The 20,847-nt window shown below is 63.5% G+C and carries 16 protein-coding genes; 9 read left to right on the top strand and 7 right to left on the bottom strand.

Going from position 1 to position 20,847, the window contains the following annotated elements:
* Positions 1 to 172: 172 nt before the first annotated feature.
* The 3 genes from I41_RS03230 to pyrF all read left to right on the top strand — a co-directional run bounded on the left by I41_RS03230 (position 173) and on the right by pyrF (position 2,779).
* Positions 173 to 1,312, top strand: a complete 1,140-nt coding sequence (locus I41_RS03230) for a DUF1559 domain-containing protein (protein ID WP_145430844.1) — start codon at positions 173 to 175, stop codon at positions 1,310 to 1,312.
* Entirely contained in the window at positions 1,281 to 1,736 is a 456-nt protein-coding gene (locus I41_RS03225) for a hypothetical protein (protein WP_145430842.1), read from the top strand. The genes I41_RS03230 and I41_RS03225 overlap by 32 nt, the downstream gene beginning before the upstream one ends.
* 104 nt (positions 1,737 to 1,840) lie before the next feature.
* A complete protein-coding gene (gene pyrF / locus I41_RS03220) occupies positions 1,841 to 2,779 on the top strand; it encodes an orotidine-5'-phosphate decarboxylase (protein WP_145430840.1) in 939 nt (312 codons plus the stop codon).
* 79 nt (positions 2,780 to 2,858) lie between these two features.
* Here the strand turns inward: pyrF and lepA are convergent, their stop codons facing one another.
* Both lepA and I41_RS03210 read right to left on the bottom strand, forming a co-directional pair.
* A complete protein-coding gene (gene lepA, locus I41_RS03215; protein WP_145430838.1) occupies positions 2,859 to 4,676 on the bottom strand; it encodes a translation elongation factor 4 in 1,818 nt (605 codons plus the stop codon).
* Between the two features lie 144 nt (positions 4,677 to 4,820).
* Complete coding sequence (locus tag I41_RS03210) at positions 4,821 to 5,864, bottom strand: ROK family protein (RefSeq protein WP_145430836.1); 1,044 nt, start codon at positions 5,862 to 5,864, stop codon at positions 4,821 to 4,823.
* 329 nt (positions 5,865 to 6,193) lie between these two features.
* On the opposite strand from I41_RS03210, the gene I41_RS03205 reads away from it, so the two are divergent.
* The 4 genes from I41_RS03205 to I41_RS03190 all read left to right on the top strand — a co-directional run bounded on the left by I41_RS03205 (position 6,194) and on the right by I41_RS03190 (position 10,399).
* Positions 6,194 to 7,210 (top strand): S1C family serine protease, encoded by a 1,017-nt coding sequence (locus tag I41_RS03205; protein ID WP_145430834.1) that lies wholly within the window; start codon positions 6,194 to 6,196, stop codon positions 7,208 to 7,210.
* Between the two features lie 317 nt (positions 7,211 to 7,527).
* The gene (locus I41_RS03200; protein ID WP_145430832.1) at positions 7,528 to 8,385 is read left to right on the top strand and encodes a PEP-CTERM sorting domain-containing protein; all 858 of its coding nucleotides are present in this window, start codon (positions 7,528 to 7,530) and stop codon (positions 8,383 to 8,385) included.
* A 65-nt stretch (positions 8,386 to 8,450) separates the two neighbouring features.
* Positions 8,451 to 9,521: a hypothetical protein gene (locus I41_RS03195; protein WP_145430831.1), complete on the top strand. Its 1,071-nt coding sequence runs from the start codon at positions 8,451 to 8,453 to the stop codon at positions 9,519 to 9,521.
* Between the two features lie 26 nt (positions 9,522 to 9,547).
* Entirely contained in the window at positions 9,548 to 10,399 is an 852-nt protein-coding gene (locus I41_RS03190; RefSeq protein WP_145430829.1) for a tetratricopeptide repeat protein, read from the top strand.
* A gap of 30 nt (positions 10,400 to 10,429) precedes the next feature.
* On the opposite strand, the gene I41_RS03185 is transcribed toward I41_RS03190, so the two are convergent.
* Positions 10,430 to 11,332, bottom strand: a complete 903-nt coding sequence (locus tag I41_RS03185; RefSeq protein ID WP_145430826.1) for a hypothetical protein — start codon at positions 11,330 to 11,332, stop codon at positions 10,430 to 10,432.
* A 196-nt stretch (positions 11,333 to 11,528) separates the two neighbouring features.
* Here I41_RS03185 and I41_RS03180 point away from each other — a divergent pair, with 196 nt between their 5' ends.
* A complete protein-coding gene (locus I41_RS03180; RefSeq protein WP_168206643.1) occupies positions 11,529 to 12,560 on the top strand; it encodes a DUF1559 family PulG-like putative transporter in 1,032 nt (343 codons plus the stop codon).
* A gap of 54 nt (positions 12,561 to 12,614) precedes the next feature.
* On the top strand, positions 12,615 to 13,238 hold the full coding sequence (locus tag I41_RS03175; protein ID WP_145430823.1) for a hypothetical protein: 624 nt from the start codon (positions 12,615 to 12,617) through the stop codon (positions 13,236 to 13,238).
* On the opposite strand, the gene I41_RS03170 is transcribed toward I41_RS03175, so the two are convergent.
* The 4 genes from I41_RS03170 to I41_RS03155 all read right to left on the bottom strand — a co-directional run bounded on the left by I41_RS03170 (position 13,184) and on the right by I41_RS03155 (position 20,813).
* Positions 13,184 to 15,040, bottom strand: a complete 1,857-nt coding sequence (locus I41_RS03170) for a dockerin type I domain-containing protein (protein ID WP_145430821.1) — start codon at positions 15,038 to 15,040, stop codon at positions 13,184 to 13,186. The two genes, I41_RS03175 and I41_RS03170, sit on opposite strands and share 55 nt — an antisense overlap.
* Positions 15,037 to 16,521, bottom strand: coding sequence for a DUF1501 domain-containing protein (locus tag I41_RS03165; protein WP_145430819.1), 1,485 nt, complete (start codon positions 16,519 to 16,521; stop codon positions 15,037 to 15,039). Before I41_RS03165 ends, I41_RS03170 begins: the two co-directional genes overlap by 4 nt.
* Positions 16,522 to 16,567: 46 nt before the next feature.
* The gene (locus tag I41_RS26985; RefSeq protein WP_210421101.1) at positions 16,568 to 19,609 is read right to left on the bottom strand and encodes a PSD1 and planctomycete cytochrome C domain-containing protein; all 3,042 of its coding nucleotides are present in this window, start codon (positions 19,607 to 19,609) and stop codon (positions 16,568 to 16,570) included.
* Between the two features lie 115 nt (positions 19,610 to 19,724).
* A complete protein-coding gene (locus I41_RS03155; RefSeq protein WP_145430817.1) occupies positions 19,725 to 20,813 on the bottom strand; it encodes a sugar-binding protein in 1,089 nt (362 codons plus the stop codon).
* Positions 20,814 to 20,847: the final 34 nt, after the last annotated feature.

Here is a 20,847-nt window from a genome sequence, read left to right as displayed (position 1 = left end):
CCGCCGGGCCGCTCGCACCATCCCCGCCCAAGAGAATTCATTTTGCGATTGCGCCGCGTTCCCTTAACATGAACCGGTTAGGATGCGAGCTGTCCCAGGCAGCCGCCCTCGCTGTGGAACGAGACCAACATTACTCAGAGTCGGGCGGCTTTGACGAAACAAGGACAAGGCCATGCAGACGCGTCCCTCGCGCGGATTTACCCTCGTTGAACTCCTCGTGGTGATCGCCATCATCGGCGTGCTTGTCGCGCTGTTGCTCCCAGCCGTGCAGGCGGCGCGCGAGGCGGCGCGGCGGACTAGTTGCGTCAACAACGTGAAGCAGATGGCGCTGGCGGCGGCGAACTACGAAAGCGCAAAGAAAACATTTCCACCTGGCCGCCTCCGACCGGACTACGAGCGCAGGGGCGCGAATGGCTGGGTCGAGCAACCGACTCCAGGTACAAGCTACAACAGCGCCTGGAACGCAAACGAACGGTTCGGAAATTTTTCCGTTCACGTGTGGTTGCTTCCATATATGGAGGCGACCAATATCTGGAACATGATTGACATCACTAAAGGTCAATCAAAGCAAATGGTCGCGTCGAACCCTCACTACAACGCGTTCGCGACAGCCGCCGGATTGTTCATTTGTCCCAGTGACGCCAACACTGGGGTAATCATTTCGGAAAACAACTATCGCTCAAATTTTGGCGGCTCGACCCCTGGCGGAGGAACTCGATCGCCTGGAGTCTATGACGCATTGCCGACCGACCCTTGGGACGCCGCCGGAAATGGGGCGTTTACGATGGGGAAAAAAGGACTTGGTGCGAAAGATTTCACGGACGGTCTCTCTAAGACGGCTTTTTTTTCCGAGCGAACAAAGGGAAGTGCCAGCCCGCTTACCAGCCTACCAACGAAGGCCGATATGGTGACTTCCGCGTCACGTCCGACGCAACCCGTTCCCGTCGACGCGTTTTTCCAAGAGTGCCTTAGCTACACTCCGCAGGTCAGTCAGTACAACTTCATGGCTCCGGGAAGATGGCCGGCCGGCGACAACTGGTCGAACGGTTGGCCGTTTGCTGGCTACGACGCTTCGCAATACAATCATGTCGCACCGCCAAATTGGTCGGGTTATGACTGTGGTAGTATCAGCGCAATTCCGGACACGCCGCATGAGTTTGCGATCGTCGCACCCCGCAGTGATCATCCTGGAGCTGTGGTACTTGCGTTCGGCGATGGCCACACTTCGATCATCAATGATGGAATCGACCTAGCCGTCTGGCGTGCGATTGGTAGCCGAAATGGGCAAGAGACAATCGATAGCGATCTATGATGTTTTTGCCCGCCTCAGCGGATGGCTATTGGTAGTGGTCGTCGTAGGTTGTGGCAAGAGTGACGAGTTTGCCGAAGCTCGCCGCACCTCGAGCAAATCATATGAGGAAGGCGCCGCAGCTTTTAGCAGCCGTGACTTCCCTAAGGCCATCGAGTCATTATCGGGAGCGATCCAGTCTGGTGGACTGAACGCAGACCTCTACAGCAGTGCCGCTGTGCAACTTGCCGTCGCGTACGCAGCAACACGGCGATTTGAAGAGGCGAACTTGCTTTTATCCGAGTTGGAGGCGGGTGCGCCCAATCGGGACGAGGTATTTGCCGCCCGCAGCTACGTCCTCGCCAAGCAAGGGAAGCTCGCCGAATCGCGGACGGCGCTGGCCAAGGCCCGCCAGTACAACCGCGCCGTGCAAGAGTTCAAGGACTAACCGGTCATTCGCCGGGCCTGGCTGCAAAACCGGCCTGCGACCAGTACAATCTCGCTACTCGCCGCGCAACGCTGCGGGAGTCCATCGAAGAGAGACTGCCCCAGGTGCCTCACGTTATCGATCAGCTCGCCGCCGCCGTGCGTCGCACCGGAAACGCCGTTTGCGTGGGACTCGACCCGCGCTGGGAGCAGCTTCCCTGGCCCATCACCACCGGTCGCGAGGCGGAGCCCAATGGCCGCGCCGACGCGTATCTCGATTTCTGTTGCGGCGTGATCGACGTCGTCGCGCCGCTCGTGCCGGTCGTCAAGCCGCAGATGGCCTTCTTTGAGGAGCTCGGTCCCAGCGGCATGACGGCGCTGGCCGAAGTGATCCGCTACGCCCAGGAACGCGGGCTGCTAGTGATCCTCGACGGCAAACGAAATGACATCGGTTCCACCGCCGAGGCGTACGCCCGCGGATTGCTAGGCCGCGGCGTGAGCCCCTGGGGGGCCGATTGCCTGACGGTGAGCCCTTACCTCGGCGAAGACAGCCTGACGCCGTTCGTCGACGTCGCGCGGGAGCGCCATGCCGGGCTGTTCGTCCTCGTGAAGACGTCGAACCTCGGCGGCGGGATGCTGCAAGATTTAGAAGTCGGCAAACCTTCCGAGCGCGCCGGGGCGTCCCGCCCCCGGCGCGTCTATCACGAAGTCGCTTCGCTCGTGGAAAAGTTCTCCGCAGAGACCGTGGGCGAGTGCGGGTACGGGCTGGCCGGCGCCGTCGTCGGAGCGACCTATCCCGAGCAGCTGGCGGAGCTTCGCGCCGCGATGCCGCACACTTGGTTTCTCGTCCCCGGCTTCGGCAGTCAGGGAGGAGCGGCCAAGGACGTGGCGCCGGCGTTTGACGCGAACCGGCTGGGCGCCGTCATCAACAATAGCCGCGGGATCATCTTCGCCCATGCCAAAACGGAGTACGCCGACCAATTCGGCGATCAACACTGGCAACGGGCGGTTGAAGCGGCGACGATGCTGATGATCGAACAGCTCAGCGAAATCTCAGAGAATTGAACCACCACGACACAAAGTGCACGACGGAATAACAAGGACTTAGTTCTTCGTCGTGTCCGTTGTGTCGTGGTGGTAGATCCTATTTCTTCTGCCCCGCTTCCTCGCCAGTTTCGAGCACCGCGAGGAACGCCTTTTGCGGGATGTCGACCATGCCGATCGACTTCATCCGCTTCTTGCCTTCCTTTTGCTTTTCCCACAGCTTGCGCTTGCGGCTGATGTCGCCGCCGTAGCACTTGGCGGTGACGTTCTTCCGCATGGCGGAGATGTTCTCACGAGCGACAATCCGCGTGCCAATGGCGGCTTGCAGCGAGACCTCGAACATATGGCGTGGAATCTCCTCCTTAAGCTTCTTGATGATCGCCCGGCCGCGGACGTCAGCGTCGCCACGGTTGCAAACAATGCTGAGGGCATCGATCCGTTCGCCCTTCACCAGGATGTCCATGCGCACCAAATCGTCGGCGCGGTAGCCGAGGATCTCGTAGTCCATGGTGCCGTAGCCGCGAGTGGTACTCTTTAGCCGATCGTGCATGTCATAAATCACGTCTGCCAGCGCGAGGTCATACACCAGCATCGCGCGCGTCGGCGACAGGTACTCGGTTCGCACATAGGTTCCGCGGCGATCGGCGCAGATCTTCATGATGCCGCCGATGTAGTCCGTCGGCAGAATGAAGTTGACCCGCACGATCGGCTGGCGGAATTCCTCAATCTCGCCGTGATCGGGCACGCGCTGCGGCGTGTGGACCTCCAGCGTCTCGCCGCTCTTCGTGAGGATCTCGTACGTAACGTTCGGCGCCGTCTGCACCAGGTCGATGTCGGCTTCCTCTTCGAGCCGTTGCTGCACAATCTCCATGTGCAACAGGCCGAGGAAACCGCACCGGAACCCGAAGCCGAGGGCGTCGCTCGTTTCTGGTTCGAAGTCGAAGCTGGGGTCGTTGATCTGCAGCTTGTCGAGCGCTTCGCGCAGTTGCTTGAAGTCCTGGCCGTCCGAAGGATAAAGCCCGCAGAAGACCATCCGTTTCGGCTCTTCGTAGCCCGGGAGCGCTTCGGCCGGATGGTCGCCGGGAACAGTGACCGTATCGCCGATCTGAATGTTGCCGAGCGACTTGATGTTGCAGACGAGGTAGCCGACCTGGCCCGCGCTCAGCTGGTTGGCGGCTTTGCGCTGCGGGGCGAAATGGCCGAGTTCGACCACTTCGTGCGTCGTTCCTTGCTGGATGAACTTGATCTTCTGGCCTTTTTTGACCGTGCCGTTCATGATGCGCACGTAGGTGATGGCGCCGCGGAATTCGTCGTAATGGGCGTCGAAGACCATCGCCTGCAGGGTCGCCTTCGGATCGCCGCTCGGCGCGGGAATTCGCTCGATCACCGCCTGCAAGATTCCCTCGCAACCGAGGCCCGTCTTGCCGCTGCAGCCCAACACTTCGTCGGGATCGAGCCCCAGCGTCTGCACCATTTCCTCGCGCACCTGGTCGGGCCGCGCGTGATTGAGATCAATCTTGTTCATCGCCGGGACGATGACCAGATCGTGCTCCATCGCCGCGAAGGCGTTGGCGACCGTCTGGGCCTCGACCCCCTGGAAGGCGTCGACCAACAGCACGGCGCCTTCGCAGCAGGCGAGCGAGCGCGAAACTTCGTAGTGGAAGTCGACGTGCCCCGGCGTGTCGATCAGGTTGAGTTCGTACTTCTGGCCCTTGTAGGTGTAGTGCATGGTGACGGCGCGGGCTTTGATTGTGATGCCGCGCTGTCGTTCGATCGCCATGTCATCGAGCATCTGCTCCTTCGCCTCGCGCTTGCTCACCGCGCCGGTGATCTCCATCAACCGATCGGCGAGGGTACTCTTGCCGTGGTCGATGTGGGCGACGATCGAGAAATTGCGAATGAACTGGGGAGCTGTCATTTGACGTCGATTTTAGTAGCCGCGGCTCAACGAGCCGCCGGAGCGATTACGATTGAATGACGAAACCAGAATGACGAATGGGAAACGAAGGCGCGATGAGCGCTTCATTCGTCATGCAGATTTCGCCATTCGTCATTTACCTTCTTACCTCGCCGTCGCGGCGAGGAGGTACTCGCGGCGCGCCCAGCCGGCGGCCCCGATGTAGCCGGCGTCGCCGCCGAGGTGGGCAAAGTCGATGTGAATATTACCCCGCAGGCTGTGGATCATCCGGGAGGTCGCCTCTTCGCGAATCTTGGCCATGAATCGTTCTCCCAGCGGATTGCCGTCGCCGCCGAAGGTCATCGCCCCGCCGATCACCACGCTTTCCGGGTCGATCGAGTGGACGGCCGTGACGACCCCGATCGCCATGTACCGAGCCGTCTCCATGATCAGGTCGAGGCAGAGCTGATCGCCGCGTTCGCCTTCCTCGGCGATCATTTTCGGCGTTAGTTCCTCGCCCCGCTCCATGCGGGGTCGCAGCGCGCTTGGCCCGCCGTTGGCGAGCGCTTCCTCGGCCCGCCGAATCAGCGAGTAGGCGCCGCAGTAGCCCTCGAGCGTGCCGCGAATGCCGAGCGTGTTGAGCGGGGCGTCGGGATGGCAATCGATGATGATGTGCCCCAACTCGCCGCCGCAGCTATGGACGCCCTCGATCAGCATCTCTTCGACGATGATGCCGCCGCCGATGCCGGTCCCCATCGTGAACAGCACCATGCTGCGATACTCGCGACCAGCGCCGGCCCAATACTCGCCGTAGGCTGCGGCATTGGCGTCGTTGACGTAGGTCACCGGATAGCCGCAGGCGCGGCCGACCAGATCACGGATCGGCGTATTGTGCCAGTGGGGCAGATTCCCGGGGCAGAGGAGCAGGCCGGCCTTCAGATCCATCGGCCCCGGGGTGGCGAGTCCCACGCGGGCGATATCGCCCAAGTGAAGTCCCGACTCATCGACCAACGAGCGGACAGCGGCTCCGATCCGCTCCGCAGCGTCGGCCGGGCCGCGCTCCTCGTGGGTTGGAATCGACCGGTAGGCAACGGGTCTACCTCCATCGTCGACGATCCCAATCTTGATATTGGTTCCGCCGACGTCGACCCCGCCCAGCAGAGGCCGCCGGGCCGCCGTCGCAGTGAGGAAATGAGTGGTGTCAGCCATCGCACGCCCGCTGGGGAGAAATCGCCGCAACTACCGTCAATCAAGGGGATTCGAGCAAGCCAGCCAGTATACGGGTGACCCGGCGCGGCCGCAATTCAGTCGCGGCGACAACGAGCCGCCGGAACGGTCGTCAATGGGATTGCAGCATGGGGAATGGGCGTGAAAGACAGCTAGCGCCTAGCTCCCATATCTCCACTTCTTCATGCGGCAACCGGTTCCTCTTCCTCGTCACGCCGGGTCGCCCTTGTCAGTCGATTGTCGCATTCGGGGGTTGACTGCCTCGTACAATTCGTCAGTAAACCTCCGTACACTCCATAGGACGCCCACCCATGGCCCGCTCAGACTCCCCTAATTGGCAGTTCGCCGCCGGCGATTCCCCCTCGGCCGATCGCCCGCAGCCGGCGCGTCCCGAGCGGGACGCGGGGGCCGCGAGCGACCCCGACCTGCTCGACGCTTACTCGCGGGCCGTCATCGGCGTCGTCGAGGGGCTCGGTCCGACCGTGCTCTGCATCGAGGGGCCCCGAGGCGATTCGCGCGGCGGGAGCGGTTCGGGGGTGCTCCTGACTCCCGACGGCTACGCGCTCACCAATAGTCACGTCGCCAACGGGCGGACGAAACTAACCGCGGTGACCGAAGAGGGCGACCGGCTCGACGCGGAACTCGTCGGCGACGATCCGCTCACCGATCTCGCCTTGGTCCGACTCGCTGCACGCGACCTGCCGTTTGCGGAACTCGGCGACAGCGACAGCCTGCGCGTCGGCCAGCTGGTCATTGCCATGGGCAACCCGCTCGGCTTTCGGTCGACCGTGTCGACCGGCGTCGTGAGCGCCACCGGCCGCGCGATGCGCGGCGTCGGTGGCCGATTGATCGAGAATGTCATCCAGCACACGGCGCCGCTGAACCCCGGTAACTCCGGCGGTCCGCTCGTCGACAGCCGCGGCCGAGTGGTTGGCGTCAACACGGCGATCATCGCCATGGCACAGGGGCTCGGCTTCTCCGTGCCGTCGAACACCGCCCACTGGGTGGTCGGCGAGCTGCTGGCTCATGGTGAAGTCCGTCGCCGCTGGCTGGGGATCACCGGGACGACCGTCGGCTTGCCGCGAACCTTGGTGCGCGAACTCGACCTGCTAGCTGACGAGGCCATCGAAGTGGTGAATGTCGACCCGAGCGGACCGGCGGGACGGGCGGGACTGGCGGTCGGCGACGTCATCGTTGCCGCCGCGGGGCGGGTCACGACGACGGTGGACGACCTCACCAGAATCGTCTCGATCGCACCCGCCGGTGCGCCACTGGAGCTTGCGGTGATTCGCGACGACCGCCTGCGCGAACTGACGATCGCACCCTAGCTAGCCGCGATCAAGGCCTCCGGCGGCTGGTTAAGATTCGTCGCAGAGTCTTGTCGATAATCGTTTCTCGCGGCGTGAAAGCCGCAAACAGTTTGACTTTTGCCTACGCCGCGGACATTCTGTCTAAGTTGCGGCGGCGGGCCACCCTTTTCTCCGAGTGCGGGCAAGCCATTCGTTCTTCGAACGACCGCAGGGCGGTTTTTTCTTTTCTCATTGCCTGAGTCGGATTGCGAATTTCACCCGCGATCTAAGCGGCGGCACCGTGCACGGCGCTGCCCGCTCCGCTGCGCGATCGACACACCGAGAGGACACAGCTCATGAATGCAAACCAACGTCAAGACTCCTCGCTGCGCGCCGCCGGCCTACCCATCGAAGGGCGCTTGGCCGCTTACCTGGCCGCCATTGGGGGAGGCGTTGCACTCGCCGCTGACGCCGAAGCAGCCGTCGTGGCCAATACGACCGTGCAACCGTTTGGCGTCAATCAAGAAGTCAACATCGACTTCAACAACGACGGGCAAGTCGACTTCCAGGTTGATCACGACCGCGTCGACGCCAACGGCAGCGTGCTGGATTATCTGCAGATCGACAAGAACGACGTCAACGGCGCCGCCAACCCGCTAGTATTTCCGACCGGGACCGAAACTTTCCCCATCGGCGCGACGATCGCCAACGATCAAGGCGCCGCGAGCTACGTGGCGCAAGCTCTCGGCTCCTATCCGTCGGCCCTCAATCTGAACGACGTCGTCGGCCCGGCTTCGTTCTTCGACTTCCAGGAAGGCAACAACTTCAACGGTACTGGGAAGGCGATTCGCGCCAATCGCTTGATGGACGAAGACGCGACACAGATCGACCAGATTCTGGGCGGTCGGACGGCGGCCCAGGTCCAAGTGCCGAGCAATGGTCCGAACTTCGGCAGCGTTGCCGGGGAGGTCGATTACATCGGGCTGCGCATGAAGCTCAATGGCTCGACTCAATTCAATTACGGCTGGGTCGGCGTCCGCATCGACAGTCAGGCCGACGCCACGGGCGCCGTCGTCGGCTATGCGTACGAATCGACGCCGAACGTGCCGATCAAAGCGGGCGCCGTGCCTGAGCCGAGCTCGGCCCTACTGGCCCTGGCGGGCGGGATCGCCCTCGTTGGCGCCGCGGCTCGGCGACGGCTGAGAAGCAAGTAACGTCATCTCACTAATGAGCGGCCCTGCGGCCGTACACATTTTCATTGAATGGATGTAGGCAGGCTATGAACGATCAAGCGACTGAGTTGAAGGAGACGCAGCTGCCGACAGGCCGGGAGGCCCGACTGGCGGCGTACCTAGCGGCGGCTGGCGGCGTCGCGCTGCTGAGCGGCGACGCGCAGGGCGCCGTCGTGGGCAGCACGGCGGTGCAGCCGTTCGGCATCAATGGAGAAGTCGGCGTCGACTTCAACGGGGATGGGCAGATCGACTTTCAGATCGATCACGATCGCTACAACCTCAACGGCAGCAATCTCGATTACCTGCAAATCGACAAGAACGACGTTAACAGCGAAACGAATCCACTACCGATCGACGGCTTTGCAACTTTCCCCACGGGAGTCGGGGCGGCGAACGACGGAGGCGTCTCAGCGTACGCGATTAACGGCCCTGCTGGCTCCTATCCGGCGGCGCTGACGCAGGGGACGATGATCGGTCCGTCGCTGACGTTCGATTTCCAAGAAGGCGATAACTTTTTGGGCGGCGGCACGACGATTCGGGCGAACCGGCTGATCGACGAGGACGCCACGCAGATTGACCAGGTCTTGGGCGGCCTTCCACCCGAGAAAGTAACAGTCCCTTCGGATGGACCGAACTTTCTCGGACTCAATGGCGCGGTGCGCTACCTCGGCTTGAAGATGGACCTGAACAACGCCAACCTGAACAACTATGGTTGGATCGGCATTCGCATCGACAACGAGGCCGATGCGACCGGCGCCGTCGTCGGCTGGGGATACGAAACCGAGCCCGACGTCGAAATCATGGCCGGCGACACGGGCCCGGTGGCGCCCAGCGCTGACTACAACGATGACGGCAAGATCGACGGCGCCGACTTTCTGTTGTGGCAGCGAACCTTCGGCAACTCGGTCACCGCGTTCAGCGGAGCCGACGGCAACGGCAACGGCGTCGTCGACGGCCCTGACCTGACGCTCTGGAAGGGCGGCTTCGGCTCGGCGACCGTGGCGGCTCAGGTCGCAACGGCCGCGGTCCCGGAGCCGAGCTCCGCCTTGCTCGGGGGATTGGGCGGGCTGCTGCTCGTGAGTCGGTTTGCGGTTCGACGTTGGCGTCGCCGGACCTAGATGCGGGCCGTTGCAATCGAGATCGCATGCCTAAAGACCTGTCCGGCGTTGCCGCTGAGTTGGCGTCGGTGCGACATCTGATCGCGCTGGGCTACGAAGACCCGTTGGATGTGGCGGCGCGCGAAGCGTCCGTTGCTCGGTCGCAGCAGGCGACGCTCCATTCGGCGGAAGAGTTGCTCAAACGAGACGCGCCGACCGAAGCGATCGCTGTGCTGGAACCGATGCTCGACGCACCTTCGGATTGGCCGGCCCCGCACCACTTGTTGGCCCGGGCGTATTTTCGGACGGGGCAGTGGGGGGCGGCCGAGGAACAGTTGCGCTGGTTGGAATGCCGCGGCGTGGAGCATGCAGAATTGGCGCTACTGCGGGCGCGATTGGCGCTGCGGCGGCGATCGCTGGCTGCGGCGCGCGATCACGCCGAGTACGCCTCGCGCCTGCAATCACCCTTGCCAGCGGCCGATGCGCTGATCGGCGAGGTCGAACTTCGCCGCGGAAACTTAATCGCCGCGGAGGAAGCGTACCGCCGCGCGAGCGCGGCAGCTGGGCCGCAGGGAGCGGCGTGGGTCGGAATGGCGGCGATGGCATTCCGTCGGGGCGACGTTGCCGCGGCGGTCGATGCAGCGCTGCGAGCGATTGAACAGGAACCGCGCCTGGCGACGGCGCACTACTGGCTCGGTATGGCGCTCGTCCAAATGCAGCGGCCGTTCGAGGCGACGGCGGCGCTGCGGGCGGCGGCGACGCTCGGTCCGAACTTGGCGGCGCCATATCGCCTCCTGGCACGACTCGCCGCTGAGCAAGGCGATTTCGCTGCCGCGGGAGAATACCGTCAGCTCGGTAGAGCCGTCATCGCGCGTCGTCATGCGGGGCGCAAAAACTGAATTTGCGTTGCTTTTTGAGGTCGATGCGCATCAAGCGAGCCGGCGATGCATGAGTACAAATTTCTTGACGACCGCACCCCCTAACTTGGCCGTGAAGCTCCGCGTATCGGCGTAGTGATCGAACGTCTTGAAGTGAAAGTGCGTGATCCCCAACGAAAGGGCCCCTTGCGTCGCCTCCAGCTTGAGCCACAGATTGGCCCAACCGCCGCGAAACTCCGGAACGACGATGTCGGCGTCGACGACCGCGACCGTCGGCGAGCCGCGATGCGCGAGGATGCAACCGACGGTCCGGTCGCCCACGAGCAGCACGCGCGAATACCGCGGATGGAACGCGCCAGGTCCGCGGCCCGCGAGCTTCGCGAGGAGGGATTCTCGATCGCCGCCCAAATGCTCGAGATGAAGCTGCAATACCTGCTCGCGATCTGCCGCGTAAAGGGGGACGATTCTCGCGTCGGCAGGAATGCGGCCCTGTCGGCGGAACCGGTCCATCAGCGGCTGCAATCGCGGCTCGAATTGATCGAGCGGCAGTTGATGCTCTTCAATCGTTTCGCACGGCGTGAATCCGAGCCGCTCCCAGCCGAGCACTTCCTCGCCCTCGAGGAGCGACTTCTGCGCCGCGTAGATCGCCCCAAATCCTTGCGCGCGGGCCGCTGCCGCGGCGGCGGCGCAGAGCTTGGCGCCGACGCCCTGACGCCGACAGGGAGCAATCACATGAATCATGACTCCTGGTCCCGGGACTGGCCACGGCCGGCAGGCGGCGGTGATGGCCGCGGCGCCGATCGCGAGCTGGTGGCGGCGGTCGATCGCCACGAGCCAGCGGGCGTCGACGCCCAGCGTCGGCAACAACATGCGACAAGCCTTGGCGTCGGTCGCCGTGGCGGCACGAACGGAAAATCCAGATGCGGCAATGTCGAACGTGGGTAACGCCGTCACTGAGGTCTTCCCCTCGTTGGAGCCGACGATTGGCAGCTCTGATCGAAAACTGCAAATCTGATTAGAATGACAAATCAATGGCGAGGTCGACTTCGGGCCCGCCTCGCTCATCACTGGCCCCGTGCCATCTTATCTTACCTTGAGGCGGTCCATGAGGCGGCATCGACGTCGGTCAAGATTCAGCGGATTTACGCTGGTGGAACTCCTCGTGGTGATCGCCATCATCGGCGTGCTCGTGGCCTTGTTGCTGCCGGCGGTGCAGGCGGCGCGGGAGTCGGCCCGGCGGAGCCAGTGCACGAACAACCTAAAGCAGATTGGGCTGGGATTCCTGAATCACGAGAGCACGCACAAGTTCCTACCGAGTTCCGGCTGGAGTCCTTGGCATGTGGGCGACGTGGAGATGGGAATCGGACGGACGCAACCCGGCGGGTGGATGTACCAGATTCTGCCCTATATCGAGCAGCAAAGCCTCTACAACATTCCGGGCGACGGCAACAAGCTGGCCATCACCGCGCAGCAGAAGGCCAACGCGGTGAAACTCCAGACGACGCCGGTCGAAACGTTCAATTGCCCATCGCGTCGAGCGGCACAGGCCTTGGCGTTCGGATCGCCCGCTGCGTGGAAGCCGCTGAACTCCGACATGATGACCAGGGTCGCCCGCGGCGACTATGCGGCCAACGCCGGCGATAATGTGAAGGGCTGTACGCATCAGTTGGAAGGACTCGATACGCCGGAGACGACGCAAGACGACAAGTGGCCCAGCGACAACGACGCGCGACTCCTCTCCTGGATCGTCGTGGGACTCAAGCCGTACGGAGCGGACCCGGCCGGGCAGTATCCCCCGTTCACGGCGCAAAGCGGCGTCAACTTCTCGGGCTCCGAGATCGAGTTGCGGCAGATCCCCGACGGCGTCAGCAACACCTACCTAGTCGGCGAAAAATACATGAACGCCAACGAATACGAGACCGACGGCACGGCAGACGGGGGCGACAACCACGGCTATTTTCAGGGCTTCGATTGGGACACCCACCGCTTCGCGACCAAGGCGTGGCCGCCGCTGCCCGACACGCCTGGATTCTTTAGTTATCAAGGCTTCGGCAGCGCCCACCCAGGAGCGTGGCATGCGGTATTCTGCGACGGATCCGTGCGCGCCCTGTCATACGACCTCGACGAACAGACTCATCGCCGGTACGCCAGCCGATTCGACGGACAGACGATTTCCAACTGAATGGCCGTGCAACGACTCGCCTGCTTTCATCCCTGAATTGACCTGCTAGACGCGATGACGACGCCTGCGAAGCGATTCCGCATCCCTGCCCGAATGTGCTTGCTGACGGCCCTAGGCTGTGCCGGCGGCCCGAGCGCGGTCGAAGTCCCTGAGGTTGATCCCGCGACCGCCGCCGCAGCAGCGATCAAAACGTACGACGCCAACGGCGACGGCGCCCTTGGGCCCGACGAACTGGCGAACTGCCCGGCGATGCTCGCGAAGCTGGCGGCGTATGACGTTGATCAGAGCGGGTCGGTCGAACAGGCCGAGATCGCCGCGCGGCTGGGCGAATTGTTCAAGCACAATCCTGGCGCGACGCAGCTCAATTGCGCCGTGATCTACCAAGGCCGGCCGCTCGCCGACGCCGAGGTCGTCTTCGAACCCGAAGCCTATCTCGGCGGCGAGATTCAAGCGGCCCGCGGCGTGACCGACGCCGCCGGAGTGGCCGCCATGGCAATTCCAACCGAGTTCCTGCCGGAGCACCTCCACCGGCTCAAGGCGTTGCACTACGGCACGTTCAAAGTCCGCATCACCCATCCGAAGATCGCGCTGCCGTCCCGCTACAACACGGCGACGGAGCTCGGCTACGAAACCGAGAGCGGCAACCCCAACGTCCAGTTCGTGCTCGCGGACAAGTGACACGACTTCAGTCCCCGGCTCCGTAGGGCAATCGCACACCGCGCGATGATGGCAATCGTCGCGAGCATGGCGGCGGCGGGCTCTGGCACAGCTGCGGGCGGACTGCCGCCGGCCACGGCGCGTCCGAATCGCCGCTTCCAGGGCGCTAAGTCGAATGACTCAACCCATCCATTGCCATCGGCGTCGGCGCCTGTCCCGGAGGCGACGGTTGTTCCGAGCGATTGTTGCCACACGAGCAAGTCGGATCCGTCGACGTCGCCGTCGTCGTCGAAATCGCCGCCCAGTCGCGTGAGCGCCGGAACCGTCGCGAGATCAAGTCGGTACATCATCTGGTTGTAGTCGTAGACCGGCGTTGGCGAATTGTTGCCGGAGAAGGTGTTGGCGTAAGTCCCCTCGAAGTAAATGAAGCGTCCTCCCTCCTGATCAAAGAATGGATGCGACGTCGGATTGTAAAACGTGTAGTCGCCGCTAGCGCCCCGATCGTGCGTGACGACTTTGATCGCATCGGCCCAGGGGCCTTCCGGCGTCGGCGCCTCCGAGAACCAGACTTCGCCCAAAAAGCTGTCGCCAAACGATTCCGTGCCGATCATCACATAGTTCTGGCGATATTCATTCCAGTGGACCGACGCCCGATGGAGCTGGATCGGTCGCCCCGTTGCGTGATCCTCCAACCGGAACGGCGAATCGTCGCGCTCGATGAATCCCTGCTGCACAAGTTTGCTGACCATGTCGGCCGATAGCGGATCCGCGTTTTTCTTCCAGCCGAAGACGATGTTTCCGGCAGCGTCGGTTTCCAGCGGCGGCGCCGTGGCGTTGAAGCGGGTGTTCGCCTGCAGTGGGGTATAAGCCTCCCACTGCGAAACGTCGGTGACGCTGTTCCAGTCGGCCTTCACGCGAACGTTGGGATAATCTTCGGCGAAGTAGATGTATTCCTGGCCGTCGACCGTCTGGCGGAAGGCGTGCCCCTTCGGCGTGATCGGGGCGCCTGCCGCATAAATGCGATGCCGCGAGAACGAATCAGTCAAGTCGCCGTAAAGCGCCAGCCCATGCTCAAGGACTTCAAACGCATGGGCCGGATCAGAGTTCATCCGGGAGTAGTGGGTGAGCATCCGCTCAACGCCGTCGTTGTCTTTGACGGTGAACAGGCCGTCGATCCAGACGGGGCCGGGATCGGACAGCGGCATCATCTGCCGCGCGGAACCGCTGGAATTCACGAAGTAGTTCAGGTCGACGCCGACCGAAGGGTCGAGCCCCCCTTGGCCAGGCAACGGCGAGCGCGCGCCCGACGTGCGGAAATTGCCGAAGCCGACTTCGTAGAGCGTATCGCCCCAAAACCAGTAGATTTGATTCTTGTACACCGCGGTCTGGACCGAGTCCTGCCCCTTCACGTTGGCGTTGTGGAGCGGGTGGGCGATCGGCGCCGGAATTCCCGCCTCAATGCTGTCGGCGTAGATCCCCGGGCCGGTCACGCGGTAGAGCCGCTCGGCAAGGTTACGGCGATCGAGCGCGATCTGGACGCTGCCGCCGGCGGTGGTCTGAAACGTCTGTCCCCACTGCGAGTAGCCGTAGCTCTGAAACCCGAACGGGACGTTCTTGTTCAGTAGCGCCGGATCGTCGAGAGCGACGATGCCGTTGCTGTCGGTGATCAGTTTTGGCCCGCCGGTAGGTTGCAATTCCACGAGCGGCACGCCGCGACCGGTTTGGGAATCGACGACTTTGATCTGAAACAGTTGGGCGCGCCCTGGCGACGTCGTTGCCAAGGCGAGCGCAACCGCGACGGCGAGAAGACGCAAACGGATCATCGCAGGAGTCGCGGCTCGACGCGCGCCCCTTCAACGCCGGTCAAACGCTGGTCGAGCCCCTGGTACGGGAAGGTGAAGCGCTCGTGATCGATGCCCATCGTGTGCAGGATCGTCGCATTCAGATCGTTGATGTGGACCGGATCGCGGACGATGTTGTAGCAATAGTCGTCCGTCTCGCCATGCTCGTAGCCGGCGCGCACGCCGCCCCCCGCCATCCACGCGCTGAAGCACCGACCATGGTGATCGCGGCCATGATCAGTCGCCGTCAGGGCGCCCTGCGAATAGATCGTGCGACCGAACTCGCCTCCCCAGATCACTAGGGTGTCGTCCAGCAGCCCCCGTTCCTTCAGGTCCATGACCAGTCCGGCGCTCGCCTGATCGGTGTCGCGGCATTGCTCGGCAATGTCGCGCGGCAAGCGGAAGTGCTGATCCCAATCGCGATGGAAGAGTTGAATGAACCGCACGCCGCGCTCCGCCAGCCGCCGGGCAAGCAGGCAGTTGGCGGCAAACGTCCCCGGCCGACGCGCCGACTCACCGTAAAGCTTGAACGTCTGGTCCGACTCATCGGAAAGGTCCATCAGTTCCGGAACCGACGTCTGCATGCGATACGCCATCTCGTACTGCTGGATGCGAGTCTCGGTTTCGGGATCTTGCGATTGCTGAAACTGAATCTCGTTGAGCGCCGCCAGCGAGTCGAGCATGCTACGTCGCCGGTCAGGCGACACGCCGGGCGGATTGCTGAGGTAAAGGACCGGATCCTTGCCCGCGCGAAACCGCACCCCTTGGTGGCTCGACGGCAGAAATCCGCTTCCCCATAGCCGCGCGAACAGCGGCTGCATATTGGGGCGGTTGGCCTTGGAAACCATCACCACGTACGCGGGCAGATTCTGCGTTTCGCACCCGAGACCGTAACTCAACCAGGCGCCCATGCTCGGCTTGCCGAGTTGCTGCGTACCCGTGTTGATAAACGTGATGGCCGGATCGTGATTGATTGCCTCGGTGTGGAGCGACTTGACGATCGTCAGCTCATCGACGATTTTCGCTGTGTGCGGCAGCAGTTCGCTGACCCATGTGCCGACCTGGCCATGGCGGGCGAATTTGAACATCGGCGCCACGACCGGAAAATTCGACTGACCGCTCGTCATGCCAGTGATCCGCTGACCCTGGCGAATCGAATCGGGCAGTTCCGTGCCGTGAAGCTCTCGAAGCCGCGGATGGTAGTCGAACAAGTCGACGTGCGACGGCCCGCCCGATTGAAACAGGTAAATGACGCGCTTGGCGGTCGGTGGAAAATGAGGCAAGCCGCCCAGCCCCAATCCCTGCGCCGGCGGACTGCTGCTGAGCGCCGCCCGGGCGCCGCGGCCACCGAGCGACGCAAACGCCGCTGCCCCTAGATAGCCGGCCGTGCGGCCTAGCAGATAACGCCGCGTCATTTGCCGTTGGGCCTGCTCAGCGCCGATCGAAAGTCGCGAAGAATCCATAGTCGTGTGCTCTGTTCAATATTTCCGACCTGGCAATGCCAGGAAGCTAGTTTCGGGTGATCGCCTCGTCGAGATTCAAGATCACCAGCGCCACATTCGTCCACGCGGCGTGCGAGACGGCGTCTAGCGACTGGTCGCGCGGCGACTCGCCGATCGCCAGCAGCGCGTCGGCGGCGCCAGCGTCAGCCGCGAACGAGGCGAGTTGCCTTTCATACTCGGCCGCGAGGATCGCCGCCTCCTGCTCCGTCGGCCGGCGGGCAGTGACAAGTTCGAAGCCACGGGCAATCGCCGCGGACGGGTCTCCTTGACCAGCGGCCATCATGCGCTCCGCCAGATGGCGTGCGGCCTCAACGAACGTCGGATCATTCAGCAGCACGAGCGCTTGCAGCGGCGTGTTGGTCCGTTCACGGCGAACCGTGCACGTCTCGCGGCTCGGCGCGTCGAGAGCGACCAGATTCACCGGCGGCACCGAACGCTTCCAGAACGTGTACATGCTGCGGCGATACAGGTCGGCGCCATGATCCTGCTCAAACAACTGCGCCGTGAATTTGTAGTTTGTTTTCTGGTGCGCCAACTCGCCCCAGAGATCGCCCGGCTGGTACGGCTTGACGCTGGCGCCCCCGATGCGCGCATCCAGCGTGCCGCTCGCGGCCAGTGCAAGATCGCGAATAAATTCCGCCGGCATCCGAAAACGGGGCCCGTGCGCCAGCAGCTGATTGTCAGGATCGCGCGCGAACAACTCCGGCGACGACGCCGAGGATTGCCGATACGCGTCGCTGGTGACCATCAGGCGGAGCATTTGCTTCACGTCCCAGCCGCTGTCGACGAATTCTACCGCAAGCCAATCGAGCAGATCCGCGTTCGCCGGCGCGGCCCCTTGCAGGCCGAAGTCTTCGGCCGTCTTGACGAGGCCCGTTCCAAACAGCGCTTGCCACAGCCGGTTGACCGTCACGCGCGCCGTGAGCGGATGCCCCGGAGCCGTCAGCCAGCGCGCAAGCGTCAATCGATTGGCAGGCTCGCCGGCCGGCAGCGGAGGCAGCGCCCGCGGCGTGCCGGGCGATAGCTCCTCCGTCGGGTTCGTATACTGGCCGCGCGCGAGCAGAAACGTCTTGCGCAGTTCCTCGCGCTCGCGCATCACCATCGTGGAAGGAATCTTCGCCTTGAGCTCCGCGAGTTCGGCTCGCTTCTGCCCCAACCCCCTGGTCAGGTCGCGATACTGGTCGTCGGCAAAATGGTTTTCGCGGAAATAATGCCGCAGCGCGGCCGCTTGTTCTTCCGTCCGTTGCTCCGGGGCGATTTCCAGCAGCGCGACGACATTCGCGGGCGCCGACGCTTCGAGCCGCGGATCGAGCGCGAACTCGAACTGCCACTCCCAAGCATAGTTGACAAGCTTAATCAGCAGTTCGTTCGATCCTTCGCGCAGGTGCAGCTCTAGCTCTCGTTGATCCGGAGAAAATGTTGCTTGTTCCTCACGGTCCCAGATCAACTCGCCGTTGAGCCACACCTGGACGCCGTCGCTCGTACCGAGCCGCGCGCGGACGATCGTATCCTCCGACGAGCCAATTTGCCGCGTAAGATACGCCGCTGCCGCATCGCCCGACAGCGACGCTTCATTGCCGTCGACGAATTGCGGCCCTGGCAGCCAACGGAACGAACCATCCTGGTTGGCGAACGTGGTCTCTAGATTGACTGGCGAGGAGACCCCAAAGGACTCGGCCCGGGCGAGCGCCGGCGTGTCGAGCGACACCGGCCCGAACAGAAACCACTCCCCGGGGCGCACCTTCGCGCTCGTCTGTCGGTCCCGCCAGATCGCCTCCCACGCCGCCTGCGCCTGGTCTGCGGCCGCCTCGCGTTCCTTGAGTTGTTGTTCAATCTCGGCGACCTCTCGATTCAACTTCTCGCGTCGCGATCGCTGGGCGTCGCTCGGAAGTTCCAGCATCGGCTTGGCATTGCCGCGGTAGCCGTCGAGGCCTTCCTCATCAACGTTGTTGAAGAAGGCGAAGAATTGAAAGAACTCCTTCTGCGTGATCGGATCGTACTTGTGGTCGTGGCAGCGAGCGCAGCCGACGGTCAGCCCTAGCCACACCGTGGCCGTGGTCGTGGCGCGGTCCACGACGTACTCGACGTGGTACTCTTCGGGGATCGCGCCTCCTTCGAAATTCACAGGGTGATTGCGATTGAATCCCGAGGCGATCATATGTTCCGTCGTGGCCTCCGGCAGCAGATCGCCAGCCAACTGCCAGACGGTGAATTGATCGAACGGCATGTTCTCGTTGAAGGCCTTGATCACCCAGTCGCGCCAAGCCCACATGTCGCGCTGCGAATCGATGTGGTAGCCGTGCGTATCGGCGTACCGGGCGGCGTCGAGCCAATCGAGCGCCATGCGTTCGCCATAGCGGGGCGAGGCGAGCAGACGGTCCACCACTCGTTCATAGGCGTCGGGCCGCTCATCGGCGAGGAACGCCTCGATCTCGTCTAGCGTCGGCGGCAGGCCCGTGAGATCGAGCGTCACCCGCCGGATCAGGGTGCGGCGATCTGCCGCGGGGGCCATCGACAGGCCGTCTCGCGCCAGCCGCGCACGCACGAAGGCGTCGATCGGATTTACGCTCGCGGCGGCGTCCGCCGGCGGATCGACCTGCTGCGGCGGGATGAACGACCAGTGGGGCTCGTACTCGGCGCCTTCGGCGATCCAGCGCCGCACCAGTTCAATCTGTTCGGCAGTGAGGGTCTTGTGCGATTCGGGCGGCGGCATCCGGAGGCTATCGTCCTCCGCCGTGATCCGCGCGACCAACTCGCTCTCCTCGGGCTTGCCGGGCACGATGGCGTGCAAGCCGGATTCCAGTTCCGCGAGCGCTTGCTCTCGTTCGTCGAGTCGCAAACCGGCCCCGCGACGCTTCTCATCCTGCCCATGGCAGAGGAAGCAGTTGTGCGACAAAATCGGCCTGATGTCGCGCCCAAAGCGGACGGGGGCCTGAGCCGAGCTTGCCGCGTCCGCCGCCACGGCCCGGAGGTCGCCCGCCAGCGCCGTCCCCACGCACGCCAACAAACCGCTAACCAGACGTCGCCAATGCATATCGAGTAGGAACATCGTGCCCATCGGAAGAAGTCATCGGCGCACGAAGACGCCGCGGGAAGAGACCGTCCATTATACCCGAAGCACCCCCCGCGCCGACGCATGCGCCGGCGATTTGCGCGCCTGTCCCCTAGTAGCCAGGTTCCATATTCACGCTGACCATGCGGGGCGCCACGCGGGTGAGTTCCCTGCCGGCGGCATCGTAAACGATCGCTTCGACTTGGAAGCGGCCCGGCGCCGCGATCGAAGCGGGCCAGCTGGCTTCTCGTACCGCAAAGTTCCCGCTGGTCGCTAGTTCGCGAGTCTCCTGGGCCTCGAATTCTCCCAGCACTTTTCCGGTCAGATCCTGAACCTGAAAGACAATTCGCCCCGGCGGCGTCGCGCCGCCCGGCGGCAGCGCCATTTGACCCACCACCTGCGGCTCGCCTGCCTGCGACCAAGGGACGTCAACTCGCATCGGCATCATCACGGGGCCGCTGATCTCCCAGCAGTCGCGATCGAACTTCTCCACCAACTTCACCCGGGCCAAATTCGCCGGCTGCTGCACCGAGAGCGGGCTGCCAAACACAAACGACCGGTACGAGCGCTGCCCGCCGTCGCTGTACGATAGTTCGGCGTCCAGCCCGATCACCTCGCCGGCCCCCGGCTTGAAGTCGGGAAAGTTCTTCCACGGCAATTTGAACTCGACTTCCAGCCCCAACGCCGTTCGCTGGGCGGCGACTTCGACCCCCGCGCGCGGAATTGATTCGTCGTAGCCCGGACGCACCGTAAAGCGCGGCGCCACGACTCCCAAGGTCATCGGCGTAAAAAAGCAATGGACCGCGCCCGGCTGGCGCGCCTTGGGCCAGTTGCGACTGAGAAAACCATCGCCGCGGCGAACATCGAAGTACCATTCCACCGCGTCCCCTTCCCAGAGCGGCGTTTCGGGCGAGTAGGCGGCCGCGTCAAGCGTGCGCAACCCAACGTAGAAAGCCTCGTCGTCCCACAGGTAGTAAAACTGCGCCGCGCGATTGGCAACGTCCCGGTGGAAGTATTCGACCGGCGTACAGAGCGCTTGCTGATACGCTGGCTCGTCGAGCTTGCCATCGATCTTCGGCGCTGCCGTCGCCCGCGGAATGCAAGCGCGGAGCAGTTCATCGGCCCCTGCGGCCGACGCTGAGGCGACGACCGCTGCCATTAAGATCAGCGCGGCGCACGGCGTGGAGGTTGAAATTCGCATGGTGAAATTCTCGCCTTCTTGATAGCACGCTTCC

The sequence above is a fragment of the Lacipirellula limnantheis genome (assembly GCF_007746075.1).
GTDB classification, from domain to species: Bacteria; Planctomycetota; Planctomycetia; order Pirellulales; family Lacipirellulaceae; genus Lacipirellula; species Lacipirellula limnantheis.
This window is presented reverse-complemented; position numbering and strand designations above follow the sequence as displayed.